Genomic DNA, 25,357 nt, shown 5'->3' with positions numbered 1-25,357 from the left:
GTCAAGGACAAAGTTTCAATAATCTCAAGGAAAGTTTGTCCTGTTGTTTCCAGTCTTTTCGGGCATGCCCGGGGCCCCGCCCGACGCCAGGACGCCGGGCGGGCACCGCGGATGACGCTCCGTCAGTGGCGGGCGCGCAGCGCCGCGAGGTTGTCGTAGCCGATGCGGGCGAAGTCCAGGGACTGGCCGGGAACGCTCGTGCTGGGTGCGTTGTCCTGCTCGACCATCGGGTTGCGGTAGTTCTTCGCCCCCACCCGGGTGAAGAACCGCCGGTAGTCGATGTCACCCGTGCCGAACGGCACCATGTCGTAGCCCAGGCCGCTCTGGAGGTTGACGACACCGTCCTTGGCGTGGAAAAGCGGGAAACGGGTGCTGTTGCGCTCCACGAGTGCGGCCGGGTCGAAGACGCGCTCGCGCTGTGAGCCGTCGTGGGCGGTGTACGTGTGGAACTTGTACTGGGCCACGTGCGCCCAGAAGACGTCCAGCTCCAGGTAGACGCTCTTGCGGTCCGTCACCTTCAGGAAGTACTCGAGCTTGCGGATGCCGGAGCTGCGGGTCGGACGGCCCTGGGAGTCGAGCGGGCCACCGTCGAGCAGGAAGTCGTAGGCGCTGTCGTGGTTGTGGGTGTAGAGCTTGATGCCCTCGCGGCACGCGATGGCGCCCAGGGTGTTCCACTTCTGCGCGGCGACGTCCCAGTCGGCCCGGTAGGGGGTGTTGGTGGGGTCGGCGCCGGTTCCCATGTGCTCCATGCCGAGGATGTTGGCGATCTCCAGCCAGCGCTTGAACGTGTCCCGGTCGGACGGCGTCAGCGGCCAGGACGGCGGGATGTAGCCATGGCTGCCCTGCGCCCGCAGCCCGTACTCGTCGAGCCAGGAGCGCAGCAGCTTCGCGCCCTGGACCGTGCCCAGATCGGCGCCGCCGGGCGCGTTGGCGTGCTGGCCGTACCCTGCGAACTCCACCTGGCGGTAGCCGAAGCGCGACAGCTGCTTGAACACCTCACGGAAGCCGGAGGGAAGGTCGGAGGCCAGCGGGTCGCGGCCGATGGCGTCCCGGACGGTGTAGAGAATGATGCCGCGCTTGTGCGGCGGGACCAGGGCGGAACGGCCACGGTCATCGCCGGCGGCTTCCGATCTGTTCTGCGCCAGGGCGGGCGCGGCGCCGAAGACCGGGGCCGCGATCGCCGCCCCGGTGACGGCCGTGCAGGTGCTGAGGAAGCGGCGGCGGCTGACGCCGAGTGTGCGGCGCAGGGCGTCGCCGGTGACGGCTTCGTCGTTGAACGCGGTCACAGTGGTTCTCTCTTTCGTCGTCGCAGTGCTGCGGGTACCCGACGGCTTGAGCCTCCGGCGAGGCCGGCGTGCCGCAGGAGAAGGGACTTCACTTCGGTGGCCGCTCAACGGCCGGATACTGCGCGGGGGGTGGAGACCAGGACGAGCGCGCGTACGTCGTCGCTCGTGGTGAGGCGGCAGTGGCTGCCGCCAACAGGTGACGGGGCGAGGGGCATGACCGCCGTACGGCAACGCAGGCGGTGCTTCTCGCGGGCCGGCGCGGTGGCCGCCGGGGCCGCGGGGGTGTGTTTCAACCGGAGGTCGTACGTCCAGCTGGTGGCGGTCAGTGCCGGTGCCACCGCGGCTGCGGGACGGCCGGCGCGGGCGGCGAACGTGAGTCCGGCCGCGGTCGGGAGTCCGGTCGCCCCCGGCGCCGCCGCAGGAGAGATACGGCCGGAGGGGGCCCGCCGATGGGGGCGCTCGACGGCGTCCTCGTCGCGGTCGGCGCAGCCGTCGAGCGCCCTGCCCGCTCCGTTGAGACGCAGCGAGGCGCCCGCCGCGTAGGCCGTGCCCCGGTTGGGCCGCCGACCGGTGGCGGCGGCACCGGCGAGCGCGTCGCCGGGCACGGTGAACAGCGCGGAGGCGCGCAGCAGTTCGGTCCAGTCCCGCAGCCGTGCCCGTCGCCCGCGCCTCTCGCGAAGGCCCGCGGGGTTCTGGTCGTCGCCGGGCCGGGCGGACTTCTGGGTGCGTACCGCTGCGGGTGGGGCGAGGCCGGCCGGGCGAGAGCGGATCACCGCGACTCCCGCAGACGGTCGGCGAACGACAGCAGCGCGGTGAACTGTTCCGAGAGACCCGCCGGGCCCCCGTCGGGGTCCTTGAAGTAGAAGCCCAGCTCCGTGAGCGGGCCGGACAGGCCCGCCTCGTGAGCGCGGGCGACCAGTCGGGCCAGGTCGAGTACGAGGGGTGCGGCCAGGGCCGAGTCGCAGCCCTGCCAGGTGGTCTGCAGGATCATGCGGGTGCCGAGGAAGCCGTCGAAGGCGATGTGGTCCCAGGCGGTCTTCCAGTCGCCGAGGGCGGGGACGTCGTCGATGTGCACCTCGCCCTGCGGTGTGTGCCCGAGGGTGTCGGCCAGGACGCGTTCCTTGCCGGCGTTCTTCGCCGCGGCCGCGCCCGGATCGGCCAGGGCCGCCCCGTCACCGCCGCCCAGCAGATTGGTGCCGGACCAGGCTCGCACCTCGAGGGCACGCTGGACGAACATCGGGGCGAGCACGGCTCGCAACAGGGTCTGGCCGGTCTTGCCGTCACGGCCCGCGTGGGGCAGTGCGCCGGCCGCGGCGGCATCCATGAGGGCCGGGGTGCGCAAACCGGTGGACGGCGTGAAGTTGACGTAGGGGCAGCCGGCTCGCACGGCGGCGGCCGCGTAGAGGGAGCTGGGCGGCAGCCGTACGGCGTCGGGCGCGGGCAGCGGCTCGGTGGAGGAGACGTTGACGACGACCACCCGTGCCAGTGCGTTGCGCACGCGGAACGAGGTGAGGTCGGCCGCGAAGTCCGCGATGAGTTCCTCGTCGCTTCGGGTATCGCCCGGGAGCGGGCCGCCGAGCCGTATCTCCTCGTCCGCGGCCTGCAGTTCGGCGCGCACGGCGGGGCCGAGCCCGTGCGGCAGGACGCCGGCGTCGGTGAGGTGTTCGGCCCGCTTGGGCAGCGGGCAGTGGGCGGTGTCATGGCCGCCGAAGACGAGTGCGGACAGGGACGGCAGGCCTGTGCCGTCGAAGGGTGCGGTCTCGGTGACCATGCCGGTCGGCGGCCGCAGTTGGGCGGTGACCGCCGCGCATCCGGCGACGGCGGTGGTGGCGACCGATCCGCGGGCTCCGACGAACCAGACACCGGTGCGTGCGGTCCGTCCGCCGGTCTGGGGCTCCGATGCGTTCCCGTCGTGGTTCACGGGCTGCCTCCCTGCCATGTCGAGGTTCCGATGTGGTGGAGGACGGTGGGCAGGGGCTCGAGGGCCTCCCGCTCACCGTCGGCCTTGGGACGGCTTTGGCCGCGGCCCGGAGAGCTGCTCCGTGGTGCGCGCGGTTGCGGCGTGCGAGGGGGCGGCAATGGGCCGCCGCTGAGAAATACGCGGTGCCTGAGGGTTCTTGGCCCTGCGCTGTGCAGGGTCGTCCTCGGTTGGTCGGTCGAACGAAGGGTGCGCCGTACGGCCTTGATGCGCCGTCAGTCCCGAACCGCTGTGTGGTGCCTGTGCACGAAGTGGACCGTAGCCCCGTTCGTCCTCGACCGGAACCCCTTGCGCAGCGAAACAACGAACTTCTTCCAGATCCAGGACAAAGCCGTGTTCGGGCAGCCCGGATGGACCCGGCGACCCTCCCGTAACAGTTCGTCAGCACTCCCACCGGGAGCGGGCGGTGCCGGCTTCGCCTCCTGCTGCAAAGCGCCCTAGTTGTCGCCACCGCCGAAAGCCGCGTCGAACGAGGCCGACGGCGGCTCGAAGTCGTACGCCTTCAGCCGGTTCAGTGCCTCGGGTGCGCCCTGGAGCCGGTCCATGCCGGCGTCCTCCCACTCGACCGAGACCGGGCCCTGGTAGTCGATGGAGCGCAGCATGCGGAAGACGTCCTCCCAGGGAACGTCACCGTGGCCGGCGGAGACGAAGTCCCAGCCGCGGCGCGGGTCGCCCCAGGGCAGGTGGGAGCCGAGGCGGCCGTTGCGGCCGTCGAGGCGCTTGCGGGCTTCCTTGCAGTCGACGTGGTAGATCCGGTCGCGGAAGTCGTAGAGGAAACCGACCGGGTCCAGGTCCTGCCACACGAAGTGGGAGGGGTCGAAGTTGAGGCCGAAGGCCGCCCGGTGGCCCACCGCCTCCAGAGCGCGCTGGGTGGTCCAGTAGTCGTAGGCGATCTCGCTGGGGTGGACCTCGTGGGCGAACCGCACGCCCTGCGCGTCGAAGACGTCCAGGATCGGGTTCCAGCGCTCGGCGAAGTCCTCGTACCCGCGGTCGATCATCGACTCGGGGGCGGGCGGGAACATCGCGACCAGGTGCCAGATGGCGGAGCCGGTGAAGCCGATGACGGTGTCGACGCCGAAGGCGCGTGCGGCCCGCGCGGTGTCCTTCATCCGGTTCGCGGCCCGCCGCCGGACCCCTTCCGCATCGCCGTCGCCCCACACCTCGCCCGGCAGGATGGCCCGGTGGCGTTCGTCGATGATGGCGTCGCAGACGGCCTGGCCGACCAGGTGGTTGGAGATCGCCCAGCACTTGAGGCCGTACTTGTCGAGCAGCGCGCGCCGGGAGTCCAGATACGACGGATCCGCGAGCGCCTTGTCGACCTCGAAGTGATCGCCCCAGCAGGCGAGTTCGAGCCCGTCGTAGCCGAAGTCGCGCGCGAGACGGCAGACCTCTTCGAGGGGGAGGTCGGCCCACTGGCCGGTGAAGAGCGTGAACTGACGCGGCATCCTTTTCCAAGCCTCCTCAGACGGCTATCGGGGTGTAGACGGAGTTCTTCTCGGCGCTCTCCTCCACGGCCGCGAGCACCCGCTGGACCTGCAGCCCGTCGGCGAACGACGGCCTCGGGTCGGCGCCGGACGCAATGGCCTCGACGAGGTCGCGGGCCTGATGGACGAAGGTGTGCTCGTAGCCGAGGCCGTGGCCGGGCGGCCACCAGGCGTCCAGGTAGGGGTGGTCGGCCTCGGTGACGACGATCCTGCGGAACCCCGCCGTGGCGGCGGGCTCCCGATGGTCGTGGAAGGACAGCTCGTTGAGCCGCTCCAGGTCGAAGGCGAGCGAACCGAACTCACCGTTGATCTCCAGCCGCAGGGCGTTCTTGCGTCCTGACGCCATCCGGGTCGCCTCGAACGTGGCGAGCGCCCCCGAGGCGAGCCGGCCCGTGAAGACGGCCGCGTCGTCGACCGTCACCGGCCCACGCAGCGGGCCGCCGGATGCCGTCAGGCCGGAGGATGCACCGTCGAGACGGGGGCGTTCCTTGACGAAGGTCTCCATCTGGGCGGAGACGCCGACCAGGACCTCACCCGCCAGGTACTGGGCAAGGTCGACGATGTGTGCGCCCAGGTCGCCGAGCGCCCCCGATCCGGCGTGCTCCCGCTGCAGCCGCCACGTCAGCGGGAAGTCGGGGTCGACCAGCCAGTCCTGGCAGTAGCTGACCCGTACGTGGCGCAGCGTGCCGAGCCTGCCGTCCGCGACGAGGCCGCGCGCGAAGGTGAGGGCCGGCACGCGCCGGTAGTTGAAACCCACCATGGCCAACTGCCCGCGCGACCGGGCCGCTTCGGCGGCTGCGACCATGGCCTCCGCCTCGGCGACCGAATTGGCCAGCGGCTTCTCGCACAGCACGTGCTTGCCCGCCTCCAGCGCCGCGATCGCGATCTCCGCATGACTGTCGCCCGGTGTGCAGATGTCGACGAGGTGCACGTCGTCGCGGGCTATGAGGGCGCGCCAGTCGGTCTCCGCCGCGGCCCAGCCGTGCTTGTCGGCCGCCGCCCGCACACCGTGCGCGTCGCGGCCGGCGATCGCGGCCATGACCGGCCGCAGCGGCAGGTCGAACACGTGCCCTACGGTGCGCCACCCCTGTGAGTGCGCGGCGCCCATGAAGGCGTAGCCGACCATCCCCACGCCGAGTGTCGGCGGTGCGGTCCGACTGTCCCTCTGTTCCATACGGAATCCTCCTCGTCGGAGTGTCACTGAATCGTCGTGGTGTGCGCGGGGCCCGCGGCCCGGTCCGGTCAGATGAAGCCGGTCGGCAGGTACTGGTCGACGTTGTCCTTGGTGACCACGGCCGAGTAGAGGGTCAGCGAGGACGGGATCTCGAACTCGGCGAGACCGCCTATGCCCTTGGACTGGCCGAGCGCCCGGGCGAGATCGATGGCGGAGGCGGCCATGGTCGGCGGGTACAGGACGGTCGCCTTCAGCACGCTGTTGCCGGCCTTGATGGCGTCCATCGCGGACTTGGCGCCCGCGCCGCCGACCATCAGGAAGTCGTCGCGTCCGGCCTGGTCGATGGCGCGCAGCGCACCCACGCCCTGGTCGTCGTCGTGGTTCCACAGCGCGTCGAAGCCTGACTGGGCCTGCAGCAGTTGTGCCATCTTGGCCTGGCCGGACTCGACCGTGAAGTCGGCCGCCTGGCGGGCCACCTTGCGGATGTTGGGGTAGTTCTTCAGGGCGTCGTCGAAGCCCTTTGTGCGCTGCTGGGTCAGTTCGAGGTTGTCGAGGCCGGCGAGTTCGACGACCTTGGCGTTCTTCTTGCCCTTGAGCTGTTCGCCGATGTAGTGGCCGGCGTTGAGGCCCATCCCGTAGTTGTCGCCGCCGATCCAGCAGCGGTACGCCTGCGGGGAGGCGAACACGCGGTCCAGGTTGACGACGGGGATACCCGCCCTCATTGCCTGCAGGCCGACCTGGGTGAGCGCCTTGCCGTCGGCCGGCAGGATGACCAGTACGTCGACCTTCTTGTTGATCAGTGTCTGGACCTGACCGATCTGCTGGGCGGTGTCGTTGGAGCCCTCGGTGATCTCCAGCGTGACGTCCGCGTACTTCTTCGCACGGGACTTGGCGTTGGAGTTGATGGCGTTGAGCCAGCCGTGGTCGGCCTGGGGTCCGGCGAAGCCGATGGTGACGGCCTTGCCCGCCTTGTCGTCCGCGACCGGAGCAGCGTTGTCCGCGGCCTGTTCCTGGTCCTTGGGCTCATTGCTGGTACAGGCCGTGAGCAGCGCGCCGGCGGAAACGGCGGCGGTGCCGAACAGCAGTGCTCTGCGGCTGGTGGCGGCGGTTCTTGCCATGACGGATCGACCCTTCGGCTGGGCGGTGTGCGTCGGACGGAGGAGGTGGGGTGCCGGACGGCGGTGTCAGGGGCCGCCGTCCGGCGTGCTGCACGGTGTCAGGTGTCGCCGTGCAGCGAGCGGCGCTGGACCAGCACGGCGGCGACGATGATCGCGCCCTTCGCGATCTGCTGGACAGCGGTCTCGAGGTTGTTCAGAGCGAAGATGTTGGTGATCGTGGTGAAGACCAGAACGCCGAGGACGGAGCCGATGATGGTGCCGCGGCCCCCGCTGAGCAGGGTGCCGCCGATGATCGCCGCGGCGATGGCGTCAAGCTCGTAGAGGTTGCCGTTGGTGTTCTGACCCGAGCCGGCGAGCACGATCAGCATGAACGCGGCGATCCCGCAGCACAGCCCGGACAGCAGGTACAGGTACAGGCGCTGGCGGCGCACGTCGATACCGGCGAGGCGGGCCGCTTCCGCGTTGCCGCCGACCGCGACGGTGCGGCGGCCGAAGGTGGTGCGGTTGAGCACCAGCCAGCCGATGACGGTGACCGCGGCGAAGATCAGGACAAGGGGCGGGATGCCGAGGATGTAGGAGTCCCTGGCACCGAGATCGAGCACCGACTCGACGCTCACGATCTGCGTGCTGCCGTCCGTGATCTGCAGCGCGAGGCCCCGGGCGGAGGCGAGCATGGCCAGCGTCGCGATGAACGGCACCATCCTGCCGTAGGCGATCAGCAGACCGTTCACGAGACCACAGCCCACACCGACGATCACCGCGGTGAACAGGATGCCCGCGAAGCCGAACTCCTGTGTGGCCACGGTCGTCGCCCACACCGAGGCGAGCGCCACGATCGCGCCGACCGACAGGTCGATGCCGCCGCTGGTGATGACGAACGTCATGCCGACGGTGACGACGCCGATCACGGACGCCTGGGTGAGGACGAGCTGCAGATTGCTCGTCGCGAGGAACTCGTCCGGTGCGGTGATCCCACCGACCGCCACGAGGACGGCGAGGACACCGAGCAACGACAGAGTACGCACGTCCCACCGCGGACCCGATCGGCGCGAACTGTGCTGCTCCCCGTCGGACTTGGCGGCGGACGTCGGCGCATCCTCGTGCGCCGCAGTGGTCGGCTGCGTCATGGCGTCGGGCTCCCTTCCATCACAAGATCAAGTACGCGGTGCTCGTCGAGCTCCCGGGCGTCCGCCGTGTGCACGACGCTGCCTTCGCGGAGCACCAGCACCCGGTCGGCGAGCCCCAGGACCTCGGGCACCTCACTGGACACGAGAAGTACGGCCAGACCCTCGTCGGCCAGCCGGCGAATCACTGCGTAGAGCTCCGCCCGGGCGCCGATGTCGACACCCCTGGTCGGCTCGTCCAGCAACAGCACCTTGCAGCCTCGCAACAGCCAGCGTGCGAGCACGGCTTTCTGCTGGTTGCCGCCGGACAGGGTCCTGATCGCGGCGTCGGGATTGTCCGGCCGCAGGGACAGTTCCCGCACCGCCCGGTGCGTCGCGGCGCGCTCGGTACGCCGGTCGAGCCAGCCCGCGCGGGCGAACCGGGACAGCGTGGAGATCGAGACGTTGCTGCTGACGGACTCCAGCATCAGCAGGGCCTGCGCCTTGCGTTCCTCGGGCGCGAGACCGATGCCGGCGCTCACGGCGGCGCGCACACTTCCGGGACGCAGAGGTGTGCCGTCGACCAGGACACGGCCTTCGTCGGGCTTGCGAGCACCGTAGATCGTCTCCAGGATCTCGCTGCGTCCGGACCCGACGAGCCCGGCCAGACCGACGATCTCACCGGGCCGCAGCTCCAGATCGACAGGGGCGAACTCCCCTTGCCTGCTGAGCCCTTCGACTTTCAGCACGGGCTTTCGCTCCGCGGCGAACCCGGCCTTGGGGCGGTCGGGGAAGACGTACTCCACGTTCCGCCCGGTCATCAGGGCCACGACCTCACGGGTCGGTGTGGACTTGGCGGGCAGGCCGCCCGCGACCGACCGGCCCTCCTTCAGTACCGTGACCCGGTCGCCGATGCGCCGGATCTCCTCAAGACGGTGGGAGATGTAGACGACGGCGACGCCCTCGGCCGTCAGATCGCCCACGATCCTGAAGAGGTTGTCCACCTCTTCGGGGTCGAGCGCCGCCGACGGCTCGTCCATCACGATCAACCGAACCTCGTGGGACAGCGCGCGGGCCATCGAGACGATCTGCTGCTGCGCCGCGGACAGGTCACCGACGAGCCGCGTCGGATCGATCTCCGCGTGCCCCAGACGTTTCAGCAGCTCCGCGGTCGCCGTACGGGCGGCGGAGCCACGCACCACGAACCCGGCCGACGTGGGCTCATGTCCGAGAAAGACGTTCTCCGCGACGGACAACCCCTCGATCAGATCGAGTTCCTGGTAGATGGTGGCAATGCCCAGACGCATGGCGGCGATCGGCGACCCCAGCGTCACGGCCTCACCCCGCCAGGTGATCTCACCACTGTCCGGCTGGTGAGCCCCGGCGAGCACTTTGATCAAAGTGGACTTGCCGGCCCCGTTCTGGCCTAGCAGACAGTGGACCTCGCCGGACTGGACCTCGAGATCCACGCCGTCCAGGGCGCGAACGCCCGGGAACGACTTGGTGATACCGGACATGGTGAGCAGGGGTGGTTGTGGTGCCATGAGGAATCCCCTCGGCGGATACGGGCCGTGAGTGGGCAGGCTGGGCTGGATGTCTCGGTTACGTGGGAGGCCGTGTGGGCCCTGGCGTCGTGTGCGCCGGGCCGGCGCAGCGGCTGAGAAGGGCAGGGCAGGCTTGATCGCCCGGTAACCATGCAGGGGGACGGCCGCCGACGCTTCGTGGGCGGATACGGCGGTGCTGTGGCTGTTGCGGTGGCGCTACGGGTGCGCCGGTTCCTCTGCCGATGTCGCCGGGACGTCACGGGGTTGCCGCGGCGCACCGGGTTGCGGGTTCGCCAAGGAGGTCGCGCTGATGCTTGGTGGCGGCGGCGCTTGGTTGGTGGCGCCACCGGGTTGCACTGGGGCACGTGGTGATCCGCTGCCGACCGATGCCGACGGGGTCAGGCAGCGGTCGGTCAGGCCGGTGAGAAGACGTGGTCGCTGATGAGCCGGGCCGCGCCGATCGCTCCGGCAGCCGGTCCCAACTCCCCCAGCACGAGCGGCAAGTTGCCCGTGGCCAGCGGCAACGACTGCCGGTACACCTGGGTCCGGACACTGGCCAGCAACGTGTGCCCGAGCCCGGTCACGCCGCCACCGATCACCACCAGTCCCGGATTGAAGAAACTGACGAGCCCTGCGATGACCTGCCCCAGGCGTTTTCCGCCCTCGCGGATCAGCTCCAGAGCCACCGGGTCCCCGGCCGCCGCCGCAGCCGACACATCCTCGGCCGTCAGCCGTCCGGCTGCCTCCAACCGGGCGGCGAGGTGTGCCGAGCGGCCCTCACGCGCGGCCTGCTCCGCGTCACCGGCGAGCGCGGCACCGCTGAAGTGGGCTTCCAGACAGCCCCGGTTGCCGCACACGCACGCGCGGCCTTCCGGTTCCACCTGGATATGACCGATGTCGCCGGCACTGCCGGTGGTACCCCGGTAGACCTCACCACCGACGACGATGCCGCAGCCGATGCCGGTACCGATCTTCACGCAGAGGAAGTCACCCACGGAGCGTGCGACACCCGCGTGCATCTCCCCCATCGCCATCAGGTTCACGTCGTTGTCGACCATGACCGGACAGCCGAGTTCCTGACTGAGCGCCTCCCGCACGGGAAAGCCGTCCCAGCCCGGCATGATCGGCGGAGCCACCGGAACACCCTCGGGGAAGCGGACCGGTCCCGGGACGCCGATGCCGGCGCCGTCGAAACCCTCCGCGAGCCCCGAGGCCCTCAACTTCGCCGCCATCGCCAGGACTTGCTCGAAGACCGCGACCGGGCCCTCGCGGACGTCCATCGGATGGTTCAGATGCCCCAGGACCTCCAACTCCGCATTCGTCACGGCGACATCGATCGAGGTGGCACCGATGGCGACACCGAGGAAACGCAGAGTCGGCGCGAGCCGGATGTTGTGCGACCGGCGGCCGCCCCGGGACGGGGCCAGCCCGTCCGCGACGACCAGCCCCGTCTCCAGCAGTCGGTCAACCTCGACTGCCAGCTTCGAACGGGACAGGTCCACCAGATCACCCAGCTGGGCACGGGAGTTGGACCCGTTGTCACGCAGCAGACGAAGCAGTCGCGCCTGATGAGTGTTCTCAGGTCGAGCAGTCATCCGTCTCACGATCCCTCCCCTCACCCACGACTGGGCCCCGGACGCCTGTCTCCGCCGACTGCGTCGTCAGGCTTTCGGAGAGGAACGTAACAACGATTTTCCAGAGTGGGAAGTACTTGTGCAGCATCCAGGCCCTCTTTTTCCACACACAGGACAAAGTTGACGGCCTCCGAGAGCACTATGCCCGCATGGGAGAGGACAACGGCGTCAGTATCGCGGTGCGTCCGACGCGGGCCACCACGGTGCGACGCGGCCAGCCCATTGCCCGGATCGTCCTGCTGCACGCTGACTCCCTGCAGACCAAAGGCCTTTACGAAACCGAACCGGAGGCGGAGAACGCCAGTGCATGAGCTGTCACTGCGCGAGGCACGGGCTGTCGCCGTCAGCGCCCAGGGCCTCCATCTGTCCACGCCCGCGCAGGATGCACAGGCCACCTTGCGGGCCCTGGGCTGTATCCAGCTCGACACCATCAACGTGGTACGGCGCTCCCACGAACTCGTGCAGCTCGCCCGGGGGGCGCCATCGGATGCAAGGCGGCTCATCGACGACGCCGATCCGCCGGTCCTCTTCGAGTACTGGACCCACGCCGCGTCGCTGATCCCGCTCGAACTGTGGCCGCTGTTCGGGTTCCGGCGCCGCCACTACGCGACGCGCGGATGGAGCGGTCCAACGGTCGATCCCGCCGCGTGTGATCACGTACGGGCGGTTCTGGCCAAGCGCGGGGCGGTGATCATCAGCGATCTGGGCGGAGCCCAAGGCAGCGGCTGGGAGCGGTCGTCCGTGCACAAGTGGGCGCTGGAGTGGCTGCTGGCCACCGGCGAGGTCGCGTGCGTCAACCGGCGGGGCTGGCAGCGCCTCTACCAGCTGACCGAGGCCGCGATCCCCCAGGATCTCCGCGAACGTGACCTCAGCCCCGCCGAGTGCGTGAGAACGCTCACCCGTACGGCGCTGCGGGCCCTGGGCGTCGTCACGGCCGGTGACATCGCCGACTACTTCCGCCTACCGGTCAAAACGGTCACCGTATCTCTGGGCGAACTCGAAAACGCGGAACCCGCTCGCGTCGAGGGGTGGCCAGAACCTGCCTGGGCGTCACACCTGGAGTTGCATACGACCGCGGTCATCAAGGACGCCACCACCCCGCTGTCCCCCTTCGACTCCCTCATCTGGCACCGCCCCCGTGCGGAGCCTCTTCGGGGTCGAATACCTCCTGGAGGCCTACAAACCGGCACGCACCCGCCAGTGCGGCTACTTCGGCATGCCGGTGCTGGCCGGTACAGAGACCACCGGACGCATTGCCGTCCGTGTCAGCAAGGGCCACGCCCACGTGGAGGGCTGGCAGGTCGCCGACGGACACGATCCCGACCATCTGCACAGCGCCCTGCAGACGTTGTGCGAGTGGGGCGGCGCGCGCGAGATTCCCCTCTTCAGCGCAGCAACACCATCGGCAGGAGCCGTCTCGTGAGTGACCCGGCCACGCCCCGCTACCGCGCCACGCTGGCCCTGCCGCAGACCAGGACGGTGCTCGCACTGGGCATCCTCACACGCCTGGCATCAGGGCTGATCCCCTTCGCCGTACTGATCTCCTTCACCCAGCGACACGGTATCGGCGCCGCCGGTCTCGCCTCGGGCGCGCTGATGCTCGCCATCGCTCTGCCGGGCCCGGCCCGCGCCCGCTGGTGCGCACGCCGAGGTCCGTGGGCACTGATCGGGATGTCCGCCGCCAGCGCCGCCCTGTTCGTCATCGGCGCGGCGACACTGAGCCTGCGCATGTGGGCCGTACCTCTGACGGTGATCACGGCGGCCGGAGCCCTGCTGCCTCCGCTGGCTCCGACTCTGCGCGCCGTCTGGTCCCGGCTCATGCCGGACAAGCAGCACCTGCAGAGCGTCCACGCCCTCGACTCGACGATCGAGGAGGTGACCTTCATCGTCGCCCCTCTCCTGGGCACGGCTGGGATGTCTCTGACCAGTCCCCCGTGGACGCTGGTCGCCGGCGCGGCGCTCCTGCCGCTCGCCGCCCTGGGGCTGAGCCGCCTTCTCCACGCCCTGCCGGCTGCCGAGGCGGAAACGGCCTCCGGCTCGAACTCGGCGCCCGGCCAGGGATCCCTCATCCGCTCCACCGTCGGCCAGGGAATCGTCGTACCGATCATCACTCTCGGGCTGTGCGCCGGCGGACTGAACGTCATCATCCCGCAAGCCACCGCCGGCTTCTCCGGAGTCACTTCCTCCGGCTACTCCTTCGCCGCGTTCTCCCTGGGCGGCCTGGCAGGAGGGCTCCTCTACGGCCGCCGTACCTGGAAGGCCTCGCTTCGACTCCGCTACACCGCGTCGACGCTCGCACTCGGCGCCGGCGCACTCGTCCTGGCCGCATGCGCCACCTCCCCCTGGGTGATCCTGGCGGCTTTCTGCGTGGGCCTGCCCATGACACCCCTGTTCGTCATCGCCTATCTGCTGGTGGACGAACGCATCCACACATCACGTCATGCCGAGGCCAACGCCTGGCTCGGTTCCGGCTACAACCTGGGATCGGCCGCCGGAGCAGCACTCGGCGGCCAGCTCATCGACGCCACAGGACCGCGCACCACGGCAGTTGCTCTCGCTGCCGTCACGGCGCTCGCCGCGCTGTTCAGCCATCGGATGCCCGACGAGTCATCCCAGACCACTGCCCGTGATGGAACGAGGGACAACGCATCCCTTGAACCATGAGGGGCCGGCCACCTGGTAGCAACCTGCGCCCGGCTACCCGCTGCACCTACGCCACCGGAAGGAATCACCGTCAAAGCCCGCTGGGCCCTGGCCATCAACGCGACCGAGCAGAGCTCGTTCGGCGGGCAGCTGAGCGACTGCTGTCGTCTGCTCAGGTGTCCGCGCCATTTGTGGAGGTCAGGAGCGCGGCCAGTTCGGCGTTGTCCGGGCGGTGGACCGCCTCAGCTGCCTTGCGTAGAACGGTGCGGTCGACCTTGTCGGCGTCAGCGCTGATCCGGATCACCACGCCGTCGCGGGGCACCGCGTATTCGTGGTGGTCGCCTGCCTTGCGGTACCAGACCGCGCCGTCGTGCTCACAGGTGACGCGCTCGGTCGCCCCCTCGACCAGCGGCTGCTCAGGGCAGTTGTCGGCTGTCAGCGTGAGGCGATCCACGAAGAGTCCGAACGGGGCGGCATCATTCTCGGACCGATACACGGCGGCGAAATCGTCATCCCCGTACACGCCGACCGACGGCTGCCACACCGTGAAGCCGGAGACCTCGGTGACATAGACAAGTTCCGGCGCGACGCCCCAGGACTGGGCGGCAGCGTCGAGGTCGGCGGCTGCCGTCCCGTTCTTCTTGTCCGCGCCACATCCAGTGAGAAGCACTGGCAGCAGAAGGAGAGAAAGCAGGGCACGCGCGCTGTGTGTCATGCGCACATCCTGACCTATTGACTTGCGCGAGCGCCCATCCGGGCAGGCGATGGCCCGTCGCACCGGCACACCGCTGGATGAGCACTACGGCGACCTGGTCCGCGTGTCCCTGATAGAAGCCGGACCAGCCGGCCCGCACAGACACACCGAATATGTGAACTGACGTACGGAGCACGGGTGTCGGGCCATAAGTTGTGACCGGAACTCCTCGCTTCAGCGGAAAGACGGACGGTAGACATGCCCGACCACGCCACCACGCCCGAACCGGCGGCGCATCAGAAGATCGACACCTCGGTGCCGCACTCGGCCCGTATCTGGAACTACTGGCTGGGCGGGAAGGACAACTACCCCGTCGACGAGCAGGCCGGCGACGCGTACACCGCCGTGTTCCCCGGCATCGTGACCATCGCCCGCAGCAGCCGTGCGTTCCTGCGCCGCAACATCACGTACTTGGTCGCCGAGGCGGGCATACGACAGTTCCTGGACGTCGGAACGGGCCTGCCGACCGCCGAGAACACGCACGAGGTCGCCCAACGTCTCGCCCCCGAGACCCGGATCGTCTATGTCGACAACGACCCGATGGTCCTGGCACACGCCCGAGCCCTGCTCTACTCCACGCCGGAAGGGGCGACCGCCTATGTCGACGCCGACGTGCTGGACCCGGACCGCATCCTCGCGGCCGCTTCCGACACGCTGGACTTCAGCCGGCCCACCGCCCTGATCCTCAGCAACATCCTGGGCCACGTCGCCGACCACGACCAGGCACGCTCCATCGTCACCCGCCTGATGGGAGCGCTGCCGTCCGGCAGCTACCTCTCCATCAACGACGGTTCGCGAGGCTTCGACCCGGTCTTCGAGCAGGCCCAGGACGCGTACAACGAGAGCGGCGCCGTGCCGTACAACCTGCGTACCCTCGACGAGATCACCTCGTTCTTCGACGGCCTGGAGCTTCTGGACCCCGGTGTCGTCTCGGTCCCCCACTGGCGGCCCGACGCCGCCGATCCGACCCAGGAAGTCATCGCCGAACACGGCGGGCTCGCCCGCAAGCCGTGACGTCGCGCCGTGCGGCCGTGCTGTGAGGTGGCGCGGGCGCAGCGGAGGCCGAGGCTCGGAGCGAGAGCTGGAGTCGCTTCGGCGAAGTACTGTGCTGCAACGCCCATGGCTGGACGAGGCATCGCCGTCGCCGCGGCAGATCCGGTGGCCGGCTCCGGGCTCTCGGCCTCAGCGGGAGGTTCCTCCGCGGTGGCGGCCGCGTAAGTGGCCGCCGTCAGAGAGCGCGAAGGCCATTCCTGCCACTCCCCCGGGGCGCGGCACCCTACTTGCCGTCAACTCGCCGCGAATGCACGTCGCTTGGCACCATCCGGCGGCTCGGGAACGGCAGCCAAGGCGCACAGGTCCAGCGCGTGGAGCAGCCCTGCCCCGGCGTGGGTGCGGTCCCACACCCCTCCGTCCTGCGTGCGACGGGCAAGTTTCCCGCCCTGCGCACCCGGTGATCACTGCGCCTCTGGCCAGCCGGCGCCACACGAGTGGCTCGTGTGGCGCCGGCTGTCGCGTCGGGCTCGCTCGTCACCGCCCAGAGACCGTTCAAGAGCCGTCGGAAACGGTCTGGCCCGCCCGGTTCAGAAGGCGTGCGCCATCAGCTCCGCGAACAGCGCGTGCTCATCGACATCGAGGCCCCGCGAGCGGAACCAGCCGCAGATGTTGGCGCAGTCCCGCTGGAGGAAGTCCATCCCGTTGAGGTTGCCGACCAGATCGACGATCTGTGGCAGGTCGATGATGACCAGCCGCTCGCCCGCCGCCAGGATGTTGTACGCCGAGAGGTCGCCGTGCACGATGCCGCTCTGCACCATCGTCGCGAGCGCATCGGTCAGCTGCTCGAAGTACGCCGCCAGCAGCTCGGGGGAGGGTCGGACCTGGGCGAGCCGGGGCGCGGTCGCCACGGCACCGTCCTCGTCGACGACAGTGATCCACTCCATCAGGATCTCGGTGCCGTCGATCTGGACCGGGTAGGGAACCGGCAGCCCGAGATTCCAGAGCCGCACCAGCGCACCCCACTCGGACACCGCCCACTCGCCGGCCGCGACCTGCCGGCCGAAGGTGCTCTTGCGCTTGACGGCCCGCTCGTCACGTGAGCGCTTCATCGAACGGCCCTCGGTGTAGGAGGCGGAGCGGTGGAAGGAACGGTGCTCGGGAGAGCGGTACCGCTTGGCCGCCATGACCACCCCGCCGTCGGGGTCGAGCGGGTCGGCGCGCTCGACGAGGTGAACGTCGGCTTCCTTGCCGGTCTTGAGGATGCCGAGCTCGGTGTCGATCGCGCCCTGCGAGGTCACCACCCAGTCCGGCAGTGGCTCGGGGCCTCGAGAGAGTGGTTCGACGCTGAGCCAGGTCGACCAGCGCTGGCCGTCCTCGAGGTCGTCGTAGGCACGGAAGTCGAAGACGAACCGGTCGTCGATGTCGCCCAGGTCGTCCGACGGCGGGACGTAGCGGTTGGCGTCGGTGCTGAAGGCGTCAGGAAATGCCGGGTACTGAGGGTGCTGCGAGAGATTGTCGTGAGACATCGCTGGAGGTGCTCCATGAGGCGAGAGGGAGGCGGTCTGCGGGCAGGCCGAGGACAGTCGTATTCACGGTCGTGCCTCCTCTCGTGGAGCACCGGGCAGCTCCCGGTGGCTCGCCCATGGTGCGGGTCGGGCACGGGGCGCGGCAACTGAATAAAGCCGGCCCGCGTCGAGCGGCCCCAGCAGTGCCGTCGGTTTCCGGCGTGATCCTCCAGGCCGGAGTCGAAATCATGCCGGCCGGGCGCTCTCGGGCCGACCGCTACGCTGACCCCGTCGTCTCTCGGGGGGAGCGCCGTGGCCGCGTACATCTGCAAGATCTGCGGTGCCGATGTCTGGGCCGAGGCGGGCCGCGAAATCCGTACCTCGATTCAGCACGGCCAGGACGCCGGGCACCCTGACGGCGGCCTGTGCCTTCCGAACAGTGCGCACGCCCGGCAACTCCGCGTGCGCCGCCCCGTATCAGGGTTCACGATCCGTCAGGAGTCCCGGTCGCGGGCGCGCCGCCGGTGGGACGCGCTACCGCTGCAATTGCGGGTCGTCATCTTCTTCATGGCGGTCGGTGTCGCGACCATCGCCGGCACCGCTCTGGCCGACGCCCTCGACGACACTCCCGTCTTCACCAGCTGCCACGACCGGATCGCCTGCTGACCTCGGTCAGCGCCGGCCTGTTCGGTGGCACGCGAGACACGACTCGTAGTCCACCCCGATGCAGTCCATCTGGCGGCGACAGGAAGCCCCCGTGCGCATCGGTCCGCCCGAGCCCTGACGAGAGCGGTGGGGGCTACAAGACGGATGGCCCCGACCGGGCAAGCCGGTCGGGGCGCTGTCGCCTCACCCTGCGGGCATCACCTGGTGCGGCGGATGCCCGGGGGGTCAGTGGTGGCGGTCACCACCGTGGCGGTGGCCACCGCCGTGGTGGCGACCGCCGTGGCGGCCCCAGGATTCGTCGTCGATGAAGCGGTCGTGGTCGTTGCGCAGGGTGGCGGTGTCGGAGTGGTTGTCCCACACGTAGTTGCGGCGGTCCATGTAGAGGTCGCTGTCGGTGTCGTGGCCCCGGCCGGTGTGGACGCGGACCGTGGCGCGGCCCTCGAGGCGGTAGTGGTCGAAGGTGTAGGTGTCGCCGTCCTCGTTCTTCAGAGTCCAGCCGTCGAGGTTGACGGTGCGCCGCGAGGTGTTGGTGAGCTCCACCCACTCCTTGTTCAGCGAGCGCCGCGAGCGGTCCTCACGGCCGGGTGAGTCGTACTGGACCGCGCTGATCTCCACCTTCGTCCGGTCGGGCCGGGCGTGGTCGGCCGCCGACGCCGGCAGCGCCACCGCCCCGACGATCGCGGCGGCCGCCAACACGGCGGCGGACAGACGACGGGCAGTCACCGTGGAAGAAGACACAAAGCCCCCAGGGCTGTACGAGCACCCGCCCTGTTCCCGGCCCCTGACAGGGCGGCGGAACGGGCTGGTGCGGTGTGCGGGTGGCGGCCGGTCGGCCGCACACCCACACCATGACCGCCCTGTGCAGGTTGTGAACGCGATATGCGCCCTCCGTTACCCTTCGTCCATATTGCTGTGACTCTTGGATGCATCGTCCATTTATACGGCGTACGCACCAAGTTGACGCCACACCAGATCACCGACCCGTATACGCCTTGGCCCCCGCCTTCGACCGACGGAATACGCCACCCCAGCCCTCGTCGTCCCGTCACCCGAAAGTGCGTAACAGGCCCTCCAGCTCATCTGCCCGTACACGGGGTTGCGAGGCTGGAACAGGCGGGGTGCAGCGGCTCGTGCCGTACGTCGTTCCTCCTACTCGTTGCGTGCCGTTTCGGGTCCCGTGATCCGCCTGAGCAGCGGCATCGTGGACGCGATGACACCCAGCGAGGCGGCGAGCCCGGCGAGCACGATCGCGTAGTACTGGATTCCCGGTGCCCGGATCGAGTACCTGAACTGTGCCTGTACGAACAACTGGGCGGCCAGGAAGCCCATCCCGATCGCCACGACGGCGACCACCAGGAGCGGGACCGCGCTCTCCAGCAGGACCACCCGCCGCAGCACCCCGAGCTGTGTGCCCGTCAGCCGCAGCAGGCTGAAGGGGCGCTTACGGTCGCGCAGCCCCCCGGCCACGCTCACCGCCAGACTGCAGCCGGCGATGGGGAAGCTGACCAGGATGACGACATTGGCCAGTTGCTGGTATCCGGCGAGCTGTGCGCCACTTTGGGCATGGTCCTCGCGGACGGTCCAAGGGGCGTCGCGGTCGGGATACGTTTTCGCGAGGATGGTGCGCGCGCGTTCGATCGCCGAAGTCGACCCGTCGGTGGCCACGACGATCTCCTGGACGGGAAGGCGGGCGAGTCGCTGGGCGGAGATGTCGGCAGCGGGCCATGCCGAGGGCCAGTCCTGCCAGTAGTACGTGCCGAGGCTGCCGTAGTTCTGGGTGACCGATGCCGCTTGGGCTCCAAACGCGCATGCGCTGTGGGCCGGCATCTTCGCGAGTTCCGTACACGAGGCCAGGCCGGCGATCGGCGGGGACGCGGCGTCTTGGGGGCCGTGATAGGCCGGGTCCGTGGTGCCGAGCGGGTTTGTGTGGATCATCAGCACGCCGTTGACGCCCGGTACGGAGTTCAGGTTGGAGAGCGCGGCCTTCGAGAGCGGGGGCACGCTGCCGATCTGACGCCCGGTAGCTGAGTTGAAGCCTCGGGCGTAGTTGGCGTCCAAGGCGCCGCCAACCGTCCGGCCCGCCTGCGGGATGCTGCGCTCGGCGTTCAGGGAGCCGATGATCCCGACGGCCGCGCTGGTGACGCACAGGGCGAGGACCAGCCCGCTGACCGCGCGGAAGCCGGCCTTCGGGTCGTCCGCGAGCCGCCGGCCCGCGACGAGCAGCGCGGGGCGGCTGGTCTGCCGGGCCAGGAGGCGGGCTCCGGCCATGGTCAGCCAGGGGCCGGCGATGACAAGTCCGGTCAGGACCAGCAGGATTCCCGGGACGAAGACCCAGATCTGGCCGTTGGTGTTCCTGGGCACCCGGCCGATGGTGTACGAGAGTTCGGCGATGCCGGCGGCCAGGGGGATCAGGCGATAGGCACGCGGCGGGCGCGGCGTGATGCGCCGGGTGACCCCGAGCGGGGAGATCTGCACGCGGCGCAGGGCGATCCGGGCGGCGATGGCCGCCCCCACCGGGACGGCGACGGCGACGAGCAGGATGTCGCCGGTCCGCAGCGTGAGGTCGTCGGTGAAGTACGGCGTACTCGTGAGGTTGACCGCCGCCAACTGCGGACGCAACAAGTAGAAGAGGACGAAGCCGACGGCCGTGCCGAGGACCGCGGCGACCGTCGATTCGACGGCCGAAATCATGGAGATCTGCCGCGGTGTGGCGCCCACCAGGCGCATGGCGGCGAAGCGCTGCTCGCGGCGGGCGGCTGCCAGGCGGGTCGCCGTGCCGATGAGGATGAGCACGGGGAAGATCAGGGCGGTGCCCGCGACGGAGAGGATGAGCTTGATGCCTCTGTCGTCGATGCCCGCCCTGAGCGTGCAGTTGGTGCCGTTGCAGCTGCTGGGGGCGACGGTGGTGATCGAGGTGACCCGGGTGGCGTCGTGCTGCTTCGCCAGCTGGTCGGGGTGGTGGCCAACGACGATGACCAGGGAGTCGGGGCCCGGGAGCGCCGCCTTGCCGACCGTGCCGATCTGGTGGCCGGGGTAGCGGTCGGCGAGTTCGGCGGCCGGGGTGGAGTGGAGGAGCTTGCTCAGGGCCGGTGAGGCGTAGTACTCACCTGGTCCGGGAAGGCGTGAAAGGCCCGGTGGGACCGGGGAGTTCGGGCCGGTGGCGGCTACGTCGACGCGGCCGATGGTTTTGCCGTCGAAGTGGTCCGCCCGAAGCAGCCACCACAGCGGCTCGGTCTCCGCCTTCGCCGCCGACTGGCTCGATGTCGTGGTGCCGGAGCCGGTGTTGAGCCAGGCGTTGCGGCTGTTTTGGGTGGCGGTGGCGTTGATGGCCGCCAGGATGCTCAGCAGCAAACCGACGCCCAGGGCGACGGCGGCCGCGATGACGGCCAGGCGGGCGGCGGCCTCCCTGCCGCCGCTCACGGTGAGGCGCAGGCCGAGGCGGATCACGAGGTGAGCCGTTCGACGAACAGCGGCGTCACCTTGCCGTCGCGGACGATGACTTCGCGCTTCGCGAAGGCGGCCACCCGCGGCTCGTGGGTGACGAGGACGACGGTGGTGCCCTCCTCCCGTACGGAGGCGACCAGCAGGTCCATCACGTGCTCGCCGGTGAGCGAGTCGAGTGACCCGGTCGGCTCGTCGGCGAACAGCACCTTGGGCCGGGAGACCAGGGCGCGGGCCAGTGCGACACGCTGTGCCTGTCCGCCGGAGAGTTCGCCGGACCGGCGCCCCTCGAGACCGTCCAGGCCGAGCCGCCCGAACCACGATCGGGCCTCGGCCAGCGCGCTCGCCCTGCGGGACTTGGCCAGCAGCAGCGGCAGTGCGACGTTCTCCTCGGCGGTCAGCTCGGGGACGAGCTGACCGAACTGGAAGACGAAACCGAACCGGTCCCGGCGCAGCGTGCTGCGTTCGGGCTCGCCCTGGGTGTCGATACGGCGGCCGTCGAACCAGATCTCGCCGGAGTCGGGGACGAGGATCCCGGCCAGGCAGTGCAGCAGGGTGGACTTGCCGGAGCCGCTCGGGCCGGTGACGGCGAGGATCTCGCCGGCGCGGGCGGAGAGGTTCGCTCCCTGAAGTGCGGGTGTCTTCCCGAACGACAGGACAACATCGCGCGCTTCCACCAGGAAGCCATCGTCCGAACTCATGAACGCACCTCCGCTGTCAGAGCGGCGAGCCGGGCCACGGTCTGGTCCATCCACCGCAGATCGGCCTCCAGGTGGAACACGCCGTGATCGGCCAGCAGCGAGTCGATCGTGCTGCCGGTCCGGCGCAGTTCGGTCAGCTCCCTCATCCGCTCCATGTGGGCGGCGCGCTGGATGTCGAGGTACACGCGGGGGTCGCGCTCGAGCAGCACCGCGAGTACGACCTTGGTGAACAGCACGGTCTGCAGGTGCGGTTCACCCGCGACCGGCTCGGTCAGCCAACTCTCGACCTGCGTGACGCCGAGCTCGGTGATCACGTAGCGCTTGCGGTCCGGCCCCGAACCGGGCCCTGTCTCACCCACCTCGACCTTGCCGTCACGGGCGAGGCGCCCCAGGGTCGAGTAGACCTGCCCGGCGGGCAACGGTTTGCCCCGGCCGAAATAGGTGTCGTAGTCGCGCTTGAGGTCGTAGCCGTGGCTCGACTCCCGTTCAAGGAGTCCGAGAAGTGCCAGAGGGACTGTCATACCTCAGTATCTACACTCAGTATCTAGTGGGCGTCAACGTGCAGCTCGACCCGATACCGGGCCGGGATCACTTCAGACAGCGACGGCCGGTCAGCAGATGCGGACCGAAGATGAGAGATGGGCGACAGGTTCTTCGAGTTCTCGACGAAGCTGTTGGGCTCGTCATCCTCGGGTGTGGCGTCATTCACGCGCCAGATCTACTGGATCCACCCTCCTCACCTGTCAGGTGATTCACCGACATCGCCCGATCAAGTGCAGTACCGTCCTGCGGTGATCTCTCTGGGGGAACCTGCGTTCTTCACCCGCCTGCGCGGCGCGCGACGGGTACTCATCGCCGGTGCGGGCGGCGGCTTCGACGTGTATGCCGGGCTGCCGCTCGCACTCGCGCTGCGGTCCGCGGGCAAGGAGGTGTACCTCGCCAACCTGTCCTTCGCCGATCTGTACGGCCTGGACCTCGATGTGTGGGTGGACCAGGACGTCGCGGCCGTCGGGCCCGAAACCCCCCTGCGCGGCGACTACTTTCCCGAACGGACGCTCGCCCAGTGGCTCGCGACGCAGGATCTGCCGTCGACCGTGTACGCGTTCCCGAGCATCGGGGTCGGTCCGCTGCGGGCGGCCTACCGGACGCTGATCACGCATCTCGGCGGTGTCGACGCGATCGTACTGGTGGACGGCGGGACCGACATCCTGATGCGCGGCGACGAGCACGGTCTCGGCACCCCGGAGGAGGACATGGCGAGCCTGGCCGCCGTGAGCGGGCTCGACGAAATCCCGCATCGGCTGGTGGCCTGCCTCGGCTTCGGAGTGGACGCCTATCACGGCGTGAACCACTCGCTCGTACTGGAGAACCTGGCCGCCCTGGACCGGGACGGCGCCTATCTCGGGGCGTTCTCGCTGCTCGGGGCGTCGCGGGAGGGCGCGCTCTATCTCGACGCGGTAGCGCACGCCCAGCGCCACACCGCGAGCCACCCGAGCATCGTGAACGGATCCGTCGCCGCCGCCGTGCGCGGTGACTTCGGCGATGTCCGGTTCACGGAAAGGACCAAGGACGGCGAGTTGTTCGTGAACCCGCTGATGGCACTGTACTTCTGTGTGGACCTGCCTGGATTGGCCCGCCGCAATCTCTACCTCGGTCTGCTGGAACGGACTTCGCTGATGCGACAGGTGAGTTCCGTGATCGAGGATTTCCGCGCCACTCTGCCCCGTCAGCGTCCGCCGCGGGCATTCCCGCACTGAGCTTCCTCCGCCCGAGTCTGCTCAACACCCGCGGACACAAACAAGTCAGCGGTCGACAGCTCACAACCAAACCCGGCCTCAAGGTGCCGTGCCGGGCCTGGCAGAGCGAGGCCCAGACGGCACGCCACACCAACTGCCTTCCGTCGAAGTCGCCGGCGGATATGTCCATGCGGGCCTCGAACTGATACGGGACCCGCCGCCTACCCACGCTCGGTCTGCACCTGCTCCGCCTCGGCGTCGCGAGCATCCTGAGGTCGCTCCCGTCGCTCTGTGACCCATGCCACATGCCGTTCCTGTCAGCAATCCGGCCGCTGTTCCGCTCAAGTCACCGAGAACAGGCGAACAGACAGGAGCGACACATGAAGCACCGCATCGTCGTCCTCGGTGCCGGCTACGCCGGGGCCTACGTGGCCGGGACCCTGGCCCGCCGGCTGTCCCCGGCGGACACCGAGATCACCGTGGTCAACTCCGAGCCGGACTTCGTCCAGCGGCTGCGCCTGCACCAGCTCGCGGCCGGCCGGGCGATCGCGGCTCCACAGCTCACCGACGTCTTCGCGGGCACGGGGATACGACTGCGCCTCGCCAGTGTCACCGCTGTCGACCCCGAGCGCCAGGCCGTCGCCGTGGCCGACGCCGACGGCGGCGGTGAACTCGTCTACGACACGCTTCTCTACGCGCTCGGCAGCCGCGTCACCGCCCGCGGCGTCCCCGGCGTGACCGAGCACGCCTTCGACGTCGCCGGCCGGCCTTCCGCGCTGCGCCTGCGCGAGCGTCTGGACAGCCTGAGCGGGCGGGGCGAAGGCGGGAGTGTGCTGATCGTCGGCGACGGGTTGACCGGCATCGAGACCGCCACCGAGATCGCCGAGTCCCGGCCCGGCCTGTCGGTGACGCTGGTCGCCCGCGGAGAGCTGGGCGCCCAACTCTCCCCCGGAGCCCGCAGCCACCTGCACCGGGCCTGCGACCGGCTGGGCATCACAGTCCTGGAGCACACCGAGGCCGAAGCCGTCGAAGCGGCGCGAGTGCTGTTCACCGACGGCACTGCCCTGGCGTCCGACGCGACTGTGTGGACGGCTGGGTTCGCGGTCAGCCCCATCGCCGCCGCCGGGGGGCTGGAGGTCACCGAGAACGGTCGGATCGTCGTCGATCGCACCATGCAGTCGGTCTCGCACCCGAACGTCTACGCTGCCGGCGACAGTGCCTACGCCATCGGCGACAACGGTCGGCCGCTGCCGATGTCGTGCGCTTCGGCCGGCTACACCGGCATGCAGGCCACGGCCTCGATCGTGGGACGCCTTACCGGCCGCAAGATCGCGAACACCAGGCTGGAGTACCTGGGCAACCACATCAGCCTCGGGCAGCGGGACGGGATCCTGCAGATGGTCGATGCCGAAGGGCAGGCGAAGCCGAAGTATGTGGGCGGCCGGAAGGCCGCGCGGATCAAGACGGGCATCGTCAAGATGTCGCTCTGGACCACCTCGCACCCGACCTTCGGCCTGCCCAAGCGCAAGCGCCCCCTTGCCGCCGCGCCGAACGCATCCGCCGAAAAAGCGGTCGCGTAGCCGCCTGGTACTTAGGG

Annotated in this window: 22 protein-coding genes; 7 read left to right on the top strand and 15 right to left on the bottom strand. The window is 69.6% G+C overall.

Annotated elements, in window-relative coordinates; genetic code table 11:
• Positions 1 to 122: 122 nt before the first annotated feature.
• From M2157_RS46685 to M2157_RS46645, 9 genes are all read right to left on the bottom strand, one after another.
• Entirely contained in the window at positions 123 to 1,286 is a 1,164-nt protein-coding gene (locus M2157_RS46685; protein ID WP_280859425.1) for a sugar phosphate isomerase/epimerase family protein, read from the bottom strand.
• A 104-nt stretch (positions 1,287 to 1,390) separates the two neighbouring features.
• Positions 1,391 to 2,059: a UbiA family prenyltransferase gene (locus M2157_RS46680; protein ID WP_280868505.1), complete on the bottom strand. Its 669-nt coding sequence runs from the start codon at positions 2,057 to 2,059 to the stop codon at positions 1,391 to 1,393.
• Positions 2,056 to 3,207 (bottom strand): inositol-3-phosphate synthase, encoded by a 1,152-nt coding sequence (locus M2157_RS46675; RefSeq protein ID WP_280868503.1) that lies wholly within the window; start codon positions 3,205 to 3,207, stop codon positions 2,056 to 2,058. Before M2157_RS46675 ends, M2157_RS46680 begins: the two co-directional genes overlap by 4 nt.
• A gap of 494 nt (positions 3,208 to 3,701) precedes the next feature.
• Entirely contained in the window at positions 3,702 to 4,709 is a 1,008-nt protein-coding gene (locus M2157_RS46670) for a sugar phosphate isomerase/epimerase family protein (protein ID WP_280868502.1), read from the bottom strand.
• 16 nt (positions 4,710 to 4,725) lie between these two features.
• The gene (locus M2157_RS46665; protein ID WP_280868501.1) at positions 4,726 to 5,922 is read right to left on the bottom strand and encodes a Gfo/Idh/MocA family oxidoreductase; all 1,197 of its coding nucleotides are present in this window, start codon (positions 5,920 to 5,922) and stop codon (positions 4,726 to 4,728) included.
• Between the two features lie 68 nt (positions 5,923 to 5,990).
• On the bottom strand, positions 5,991 to 7,040 hold the full coding sequence (locus tag M2157_RS46660) for a substrate-binding domain-containing protein (RefSeq protein ID WP_280859430.1): 1,050 nt from the start codon (positions 7,038 to 7,040) through the stop codon (positions 5,991 to 5,993).
• Between the two features lie 98 nt (positions 7,041 to 7,138).
• Complete coding sequence (locus M2157_RS46655; RefSeq protein WP_280859431.1) at positions 7,139 to 8,167, bottom strand: ABC transporter permease; 1,029 nt, start codon at positions 8,165 to 8,167, stop codon at positions 7,139 to 7,141.
• Positions 8,164 to 9,687 carry a sugar ABC transporter ATP-binding protein gene (locus tag M2157_RS46650; RefSeq protein WP_280868499.1) on the bottom strand — a complete coding sequence of 508 codons (1,524 nt, stop codon included), beginning with the start codon at positions 9,685 to 9,687 and terminating at the stop codon, positions 8,164 to 8,166. Before M2157_RS46650 ends, M2157_RS46655 begins: the two co-directional genes overlap by 4 nt.
• Positions 9,688 to 10,100: 413 nt before the next feature.
• Positions 10,101 to 11,282, bottom strand: a complete 1,182-nt coding sequence (locus tag M2157_RS46645; protein WP_280868498.1) for an ROK family transcriptional regulator — start codon at positions 11,280 to 11,282, stop codon at positions 10,101 to 10,103.
• A gap of 188 nt (positions 11,283 to 11,470) precedes the next feature.
• Here M2157_RS46645 and M2157_RS46640 point away from each other — a divergent pair, with 188 nt between their 5' ends.
• From M2157_RS46640 to M2157_RS46630, 3 genes are all read left to right on the top strand, one after another.
• On the top strand, positions 11,471 to 11,632 hold the full coding sequence (locus tag M2157_RS46640; RefSeq protein ID WP_280868497.1) for a hypothetical protein: 162 nt from the start codon (positions 11,471 to 11,473) through the stop codon (positions 11,630 to 11,632).
• Positions 11,633 to 12,459: 827 nt separating this feature from the next.
• Positions 12,460 to 12,744, top strand: a complete 285-nt coding sequence (locus tag M2157_RS46635) for a hypothetical protein (protein WP_280859435.1) — start codon at positions 12,460 to 12,462, stop codon at positions 12,742 to 12,744.
• Positions 12,741 to 13,985 carry an MFS transporter gene (locus M2157_RS46630; RefSeq protein ID WP_280868496.1) on the top strand — a complete coding sequence of 415 codons (1,245 nt, stop codon included), beginning with the start codon at positions 12,741 to 12,743 and terminating at the stop codon, positions 13,983 to 13,985. The genes M2157_RS46635 and M2157_RS46630 overlap by 4 nt, the downstream gene beginning before the upstream one ends.
• A 151-nt stretch (positions 13,986 to 14,136) precedes the next feature.
• Here M2157_RS46630 and M2157_RS46625 read toward each other — a convergent pair whose 3' ends face one another.
• A complete protein-coding gene (locus tag M2157_RS46625; protein ID WP_280859437.1) occupies positions 14,137 to 14,742 on the bottom strand; it encodes a hypothetical protein in 606 nt (201 codons plus the stop codon).
• 174 nt (positions 14,743 to 14,916) lie between these two features.
• Here M2157_RS46625 and M2157_RS46620 point away from each other — a divergent pair, with 174 nt between their 5' ends.
• Positions 14,917 to 15,732 (top strand): SAM-dependent methyltransferase, encoded by an 816-nt coding sequence (locus M2157_RS46620; protein ID WP_280859438.1) that lies wholly within the window; start codon positions 14,917 to 14,919, stop codon positions 15,730 to 15,732.
• Positions 15,733 to 16,298: 566 nt separating this feature from the next.
• Here the strand turns inward: M2157_RS46620 and M2157_RS46615 are convergent.
• Positions 16,299 to 17,237 carry an RIO1 family regulatory kinase/ATPase gene (locus M2157_RS46615; protein ID WP_280868494.1) on the bottom strand — a complete coding sequence of 313 codons (939 nt, stop codon included), beginning with the start codon at positions 17,235 to 17,237 and terminating at the stop codon, positions 16,299 to 16,301.
• A 291-nt stretch (positions 17,238 to 17,528) separates the two neighbouring features.
• Here M2157_RS46615 and M2157_RS46610 point away from each other — a divergent pair, with 291 nt between their 5' ends.
• Positions 17,529 to 17,882 carry a hypothetical protein gene (locus tag M2157_RS46610; protein ID WP_280859440.1) on the top strand — a complete coding sequence of 118 codons (354 nt, stop codon included), beginning with the start codon at positions 17,529 to 17,531 and terminating at the stop codon, positions 17,880 to 17,882.
• Between the two features lie 225 nt (positions 17,883 to 18,107).
• Here the strand turns inward: M2157_RS46610 and M2157_RS46605 are convergent, their stop codons facing one another.
• The 4 genes from M2157_RS46605 to M2157_RS46590 all read right to left on the bottom strand — a co-directional run bounded on the left by M2157_RS46605 (position 18,108) and on the right by M2157_RS46590 (position 22,545).
• Positions 18,108 to 18,605 (bottom strand): lamin tail domain-containing protein, encoded by a 498-nt coding sequence (locus M2157_RS46605; RefSeq protein ID WP_280868493.1) that lies wholly within the window; start codon positions 18,603 to 18,605, stop codon positions 18,108 to 18,110.
• Positions 18,606 to 19,031: 426 nt separating this feature from the next.
• Positions 19,032 to 21,329, bottom strand: a complete 2,298-nt coding sequence (locus M2157_RS46600; protein WP_280868492.1) for an FtsX-like permease family protein — start codon at positions 21,327 to 21,329, stop codon at positions 19,032 to 19,034.
• On the bottom strand, positions 21,326 to 22,024 hold the full coding sequence (locus M2157_RS46595) for an ABC transporter ATP-binding protein (protein WP_280859442.1): 699 nt from the start codon (positions 22,022 to 22,024) through the stop codon (positions 21,326 to 21,328). Before M2157_RS46595 ends, M2157_RS46600 begins: the two co-directional genes overlap by 4 nt.
• Positions 22,021 to 22,545, bottom strand: coding sequence for a PadR family transcriptional regulator (locus tag M2157_RS46590; protein WP_059209554.1), 525 nt, complete (start codon positions 22,543 to 22,545; stop codon positions 22,021 to 22,023). Before M2157_RS46590 ends, M2157_RS46595 begins: the two co-directional genes overlap by 4 nt.
• Positions 22,546 to 22,815: 270 nt before the next feature.
• Between M2157_RS46590 and M2157_RS46585 the strand changes: the two genes are divergently transcribed.
• Positions 22,816 to 23,781: a DUF1152 domain-containing protein gene (locus M2157_RS46585; RefSeq protein WP_280868490.1), complete on the top strand. Its 966-nt coding sequence runs from the start codon at positions 22,816 to 22,818 to the stop codon at positions 23,779 to 23,781.
• Between the two features lie 359 nt (positions 23,782 to 24,140).
• The gene (locus tag M2157_RS46580; RefSeq protein WP_280868489.1) at positions 24,141 to 25,340 is read left to right on the top strand and encodes an FAD-dependent oxidoreductase; all 1,200 of its coding nucleotides are present in this window, start codon (positions 24,141 to 24,143) and stop codon (positions 25,338 to 25,340) included.
• The last annotated feature ends 17 nt before the right edge of the window (positions 25,341 to 25,357 follow it).

The organism is Streptomyces sp. SAI-127 (genome assembly GCF_029894425.1).
Classification (GTDB): Bacteria; Actinomycetota; Actinomycetes; order Streptomycetales; family Streptomycetaceae; genus Streptomyces.
Note: the sequence above shows the minus strand (reverse complement) of the source record. Positions and strands in the feature narration are given on the sequence as shown.

Coding starts and splice junctions, on each gene's coding strand:
- M2157_RS46660 (WP_280859430.1), bottom strand. CDS start 7,040: ATGGCAAGAACCGCCGCCACCAGCCGCAGAGCACTGCTGTTCGGCACC.
- M2157_RS46640 (WP_280868497.1), top strand. CDS start 11,471: ATGGGAGAGGACAACGGCGTCAGTATCGCGGTGCGTCCGACGCGGGCC.
- M2157_RS46595 (WP_280859442.1), bottom strand. CDS start 22,024: ATGAGTTCGGACGATGGCTTCCTGGTGGAAGCGCGCGATGTTGTCCTG.
- M2157_RS46665 (WP_280868501.1), bottom strand. CDS start 5,922: ATGGAACAGAGGGACAGTCGGACCGCACCGCCGACACTCGGCGTGGGG.
- M2157_RS46620 (WP_280859438.1), top strand. CDS start 14,917: ATGCCCGACCACGCCACCACGCCCGAACCGGCGGCGCATCAGAAGATC.
- M2157_RS46670 (WP_280868502.1), bottom strand. CDS start 4,709: ATGCCGCGTCAGTTCACGCTCTTCACCGGCCAGTGGGCCGACCTCCCC.
- M2157_RS46655 (WP_280859431.1), bottom strand. CDS start 8,167: ATGACGCAGCCGACCACTGCGGCGCACGAGGATGCGCCGACGTCCGCC.
- M2157_RS46645 (WP_280868498.1), bottom strand. CDS start 11,282: ATGACTGCTCGACCTGAGAACACTCATCAGGCGCGACTGCTTCGTCTG.
- M2157_RS46580 (WP_280868489.1), top strand. CDS start 24,141: ATGAAGCACCGCATCGTCGTCCTCGGTGCCGGCTACGCCGGGGCCTAC.
- M2157_RS46590 (WP_059209554.1), bottom strand. CDS start 22,545: ATGACAGTCCCTCTGGCACTTCTCGGACTCCTTGAACGGGAGTCGAGC.
- M2157_RS46615 (WP_280868494.1), bottom strand. CDS start 17,237: ATGTCTCACGACAATCTCTCGCAGCACCCTCAGTACCCGGCATTTCCT.
- M2157_RS46650 (WP_280868499.1), bottom strand. CDS start 9,687: ATGGCACCACAACCACCCCTGCTCACCATGTCCGGTATCACCAAGTCG.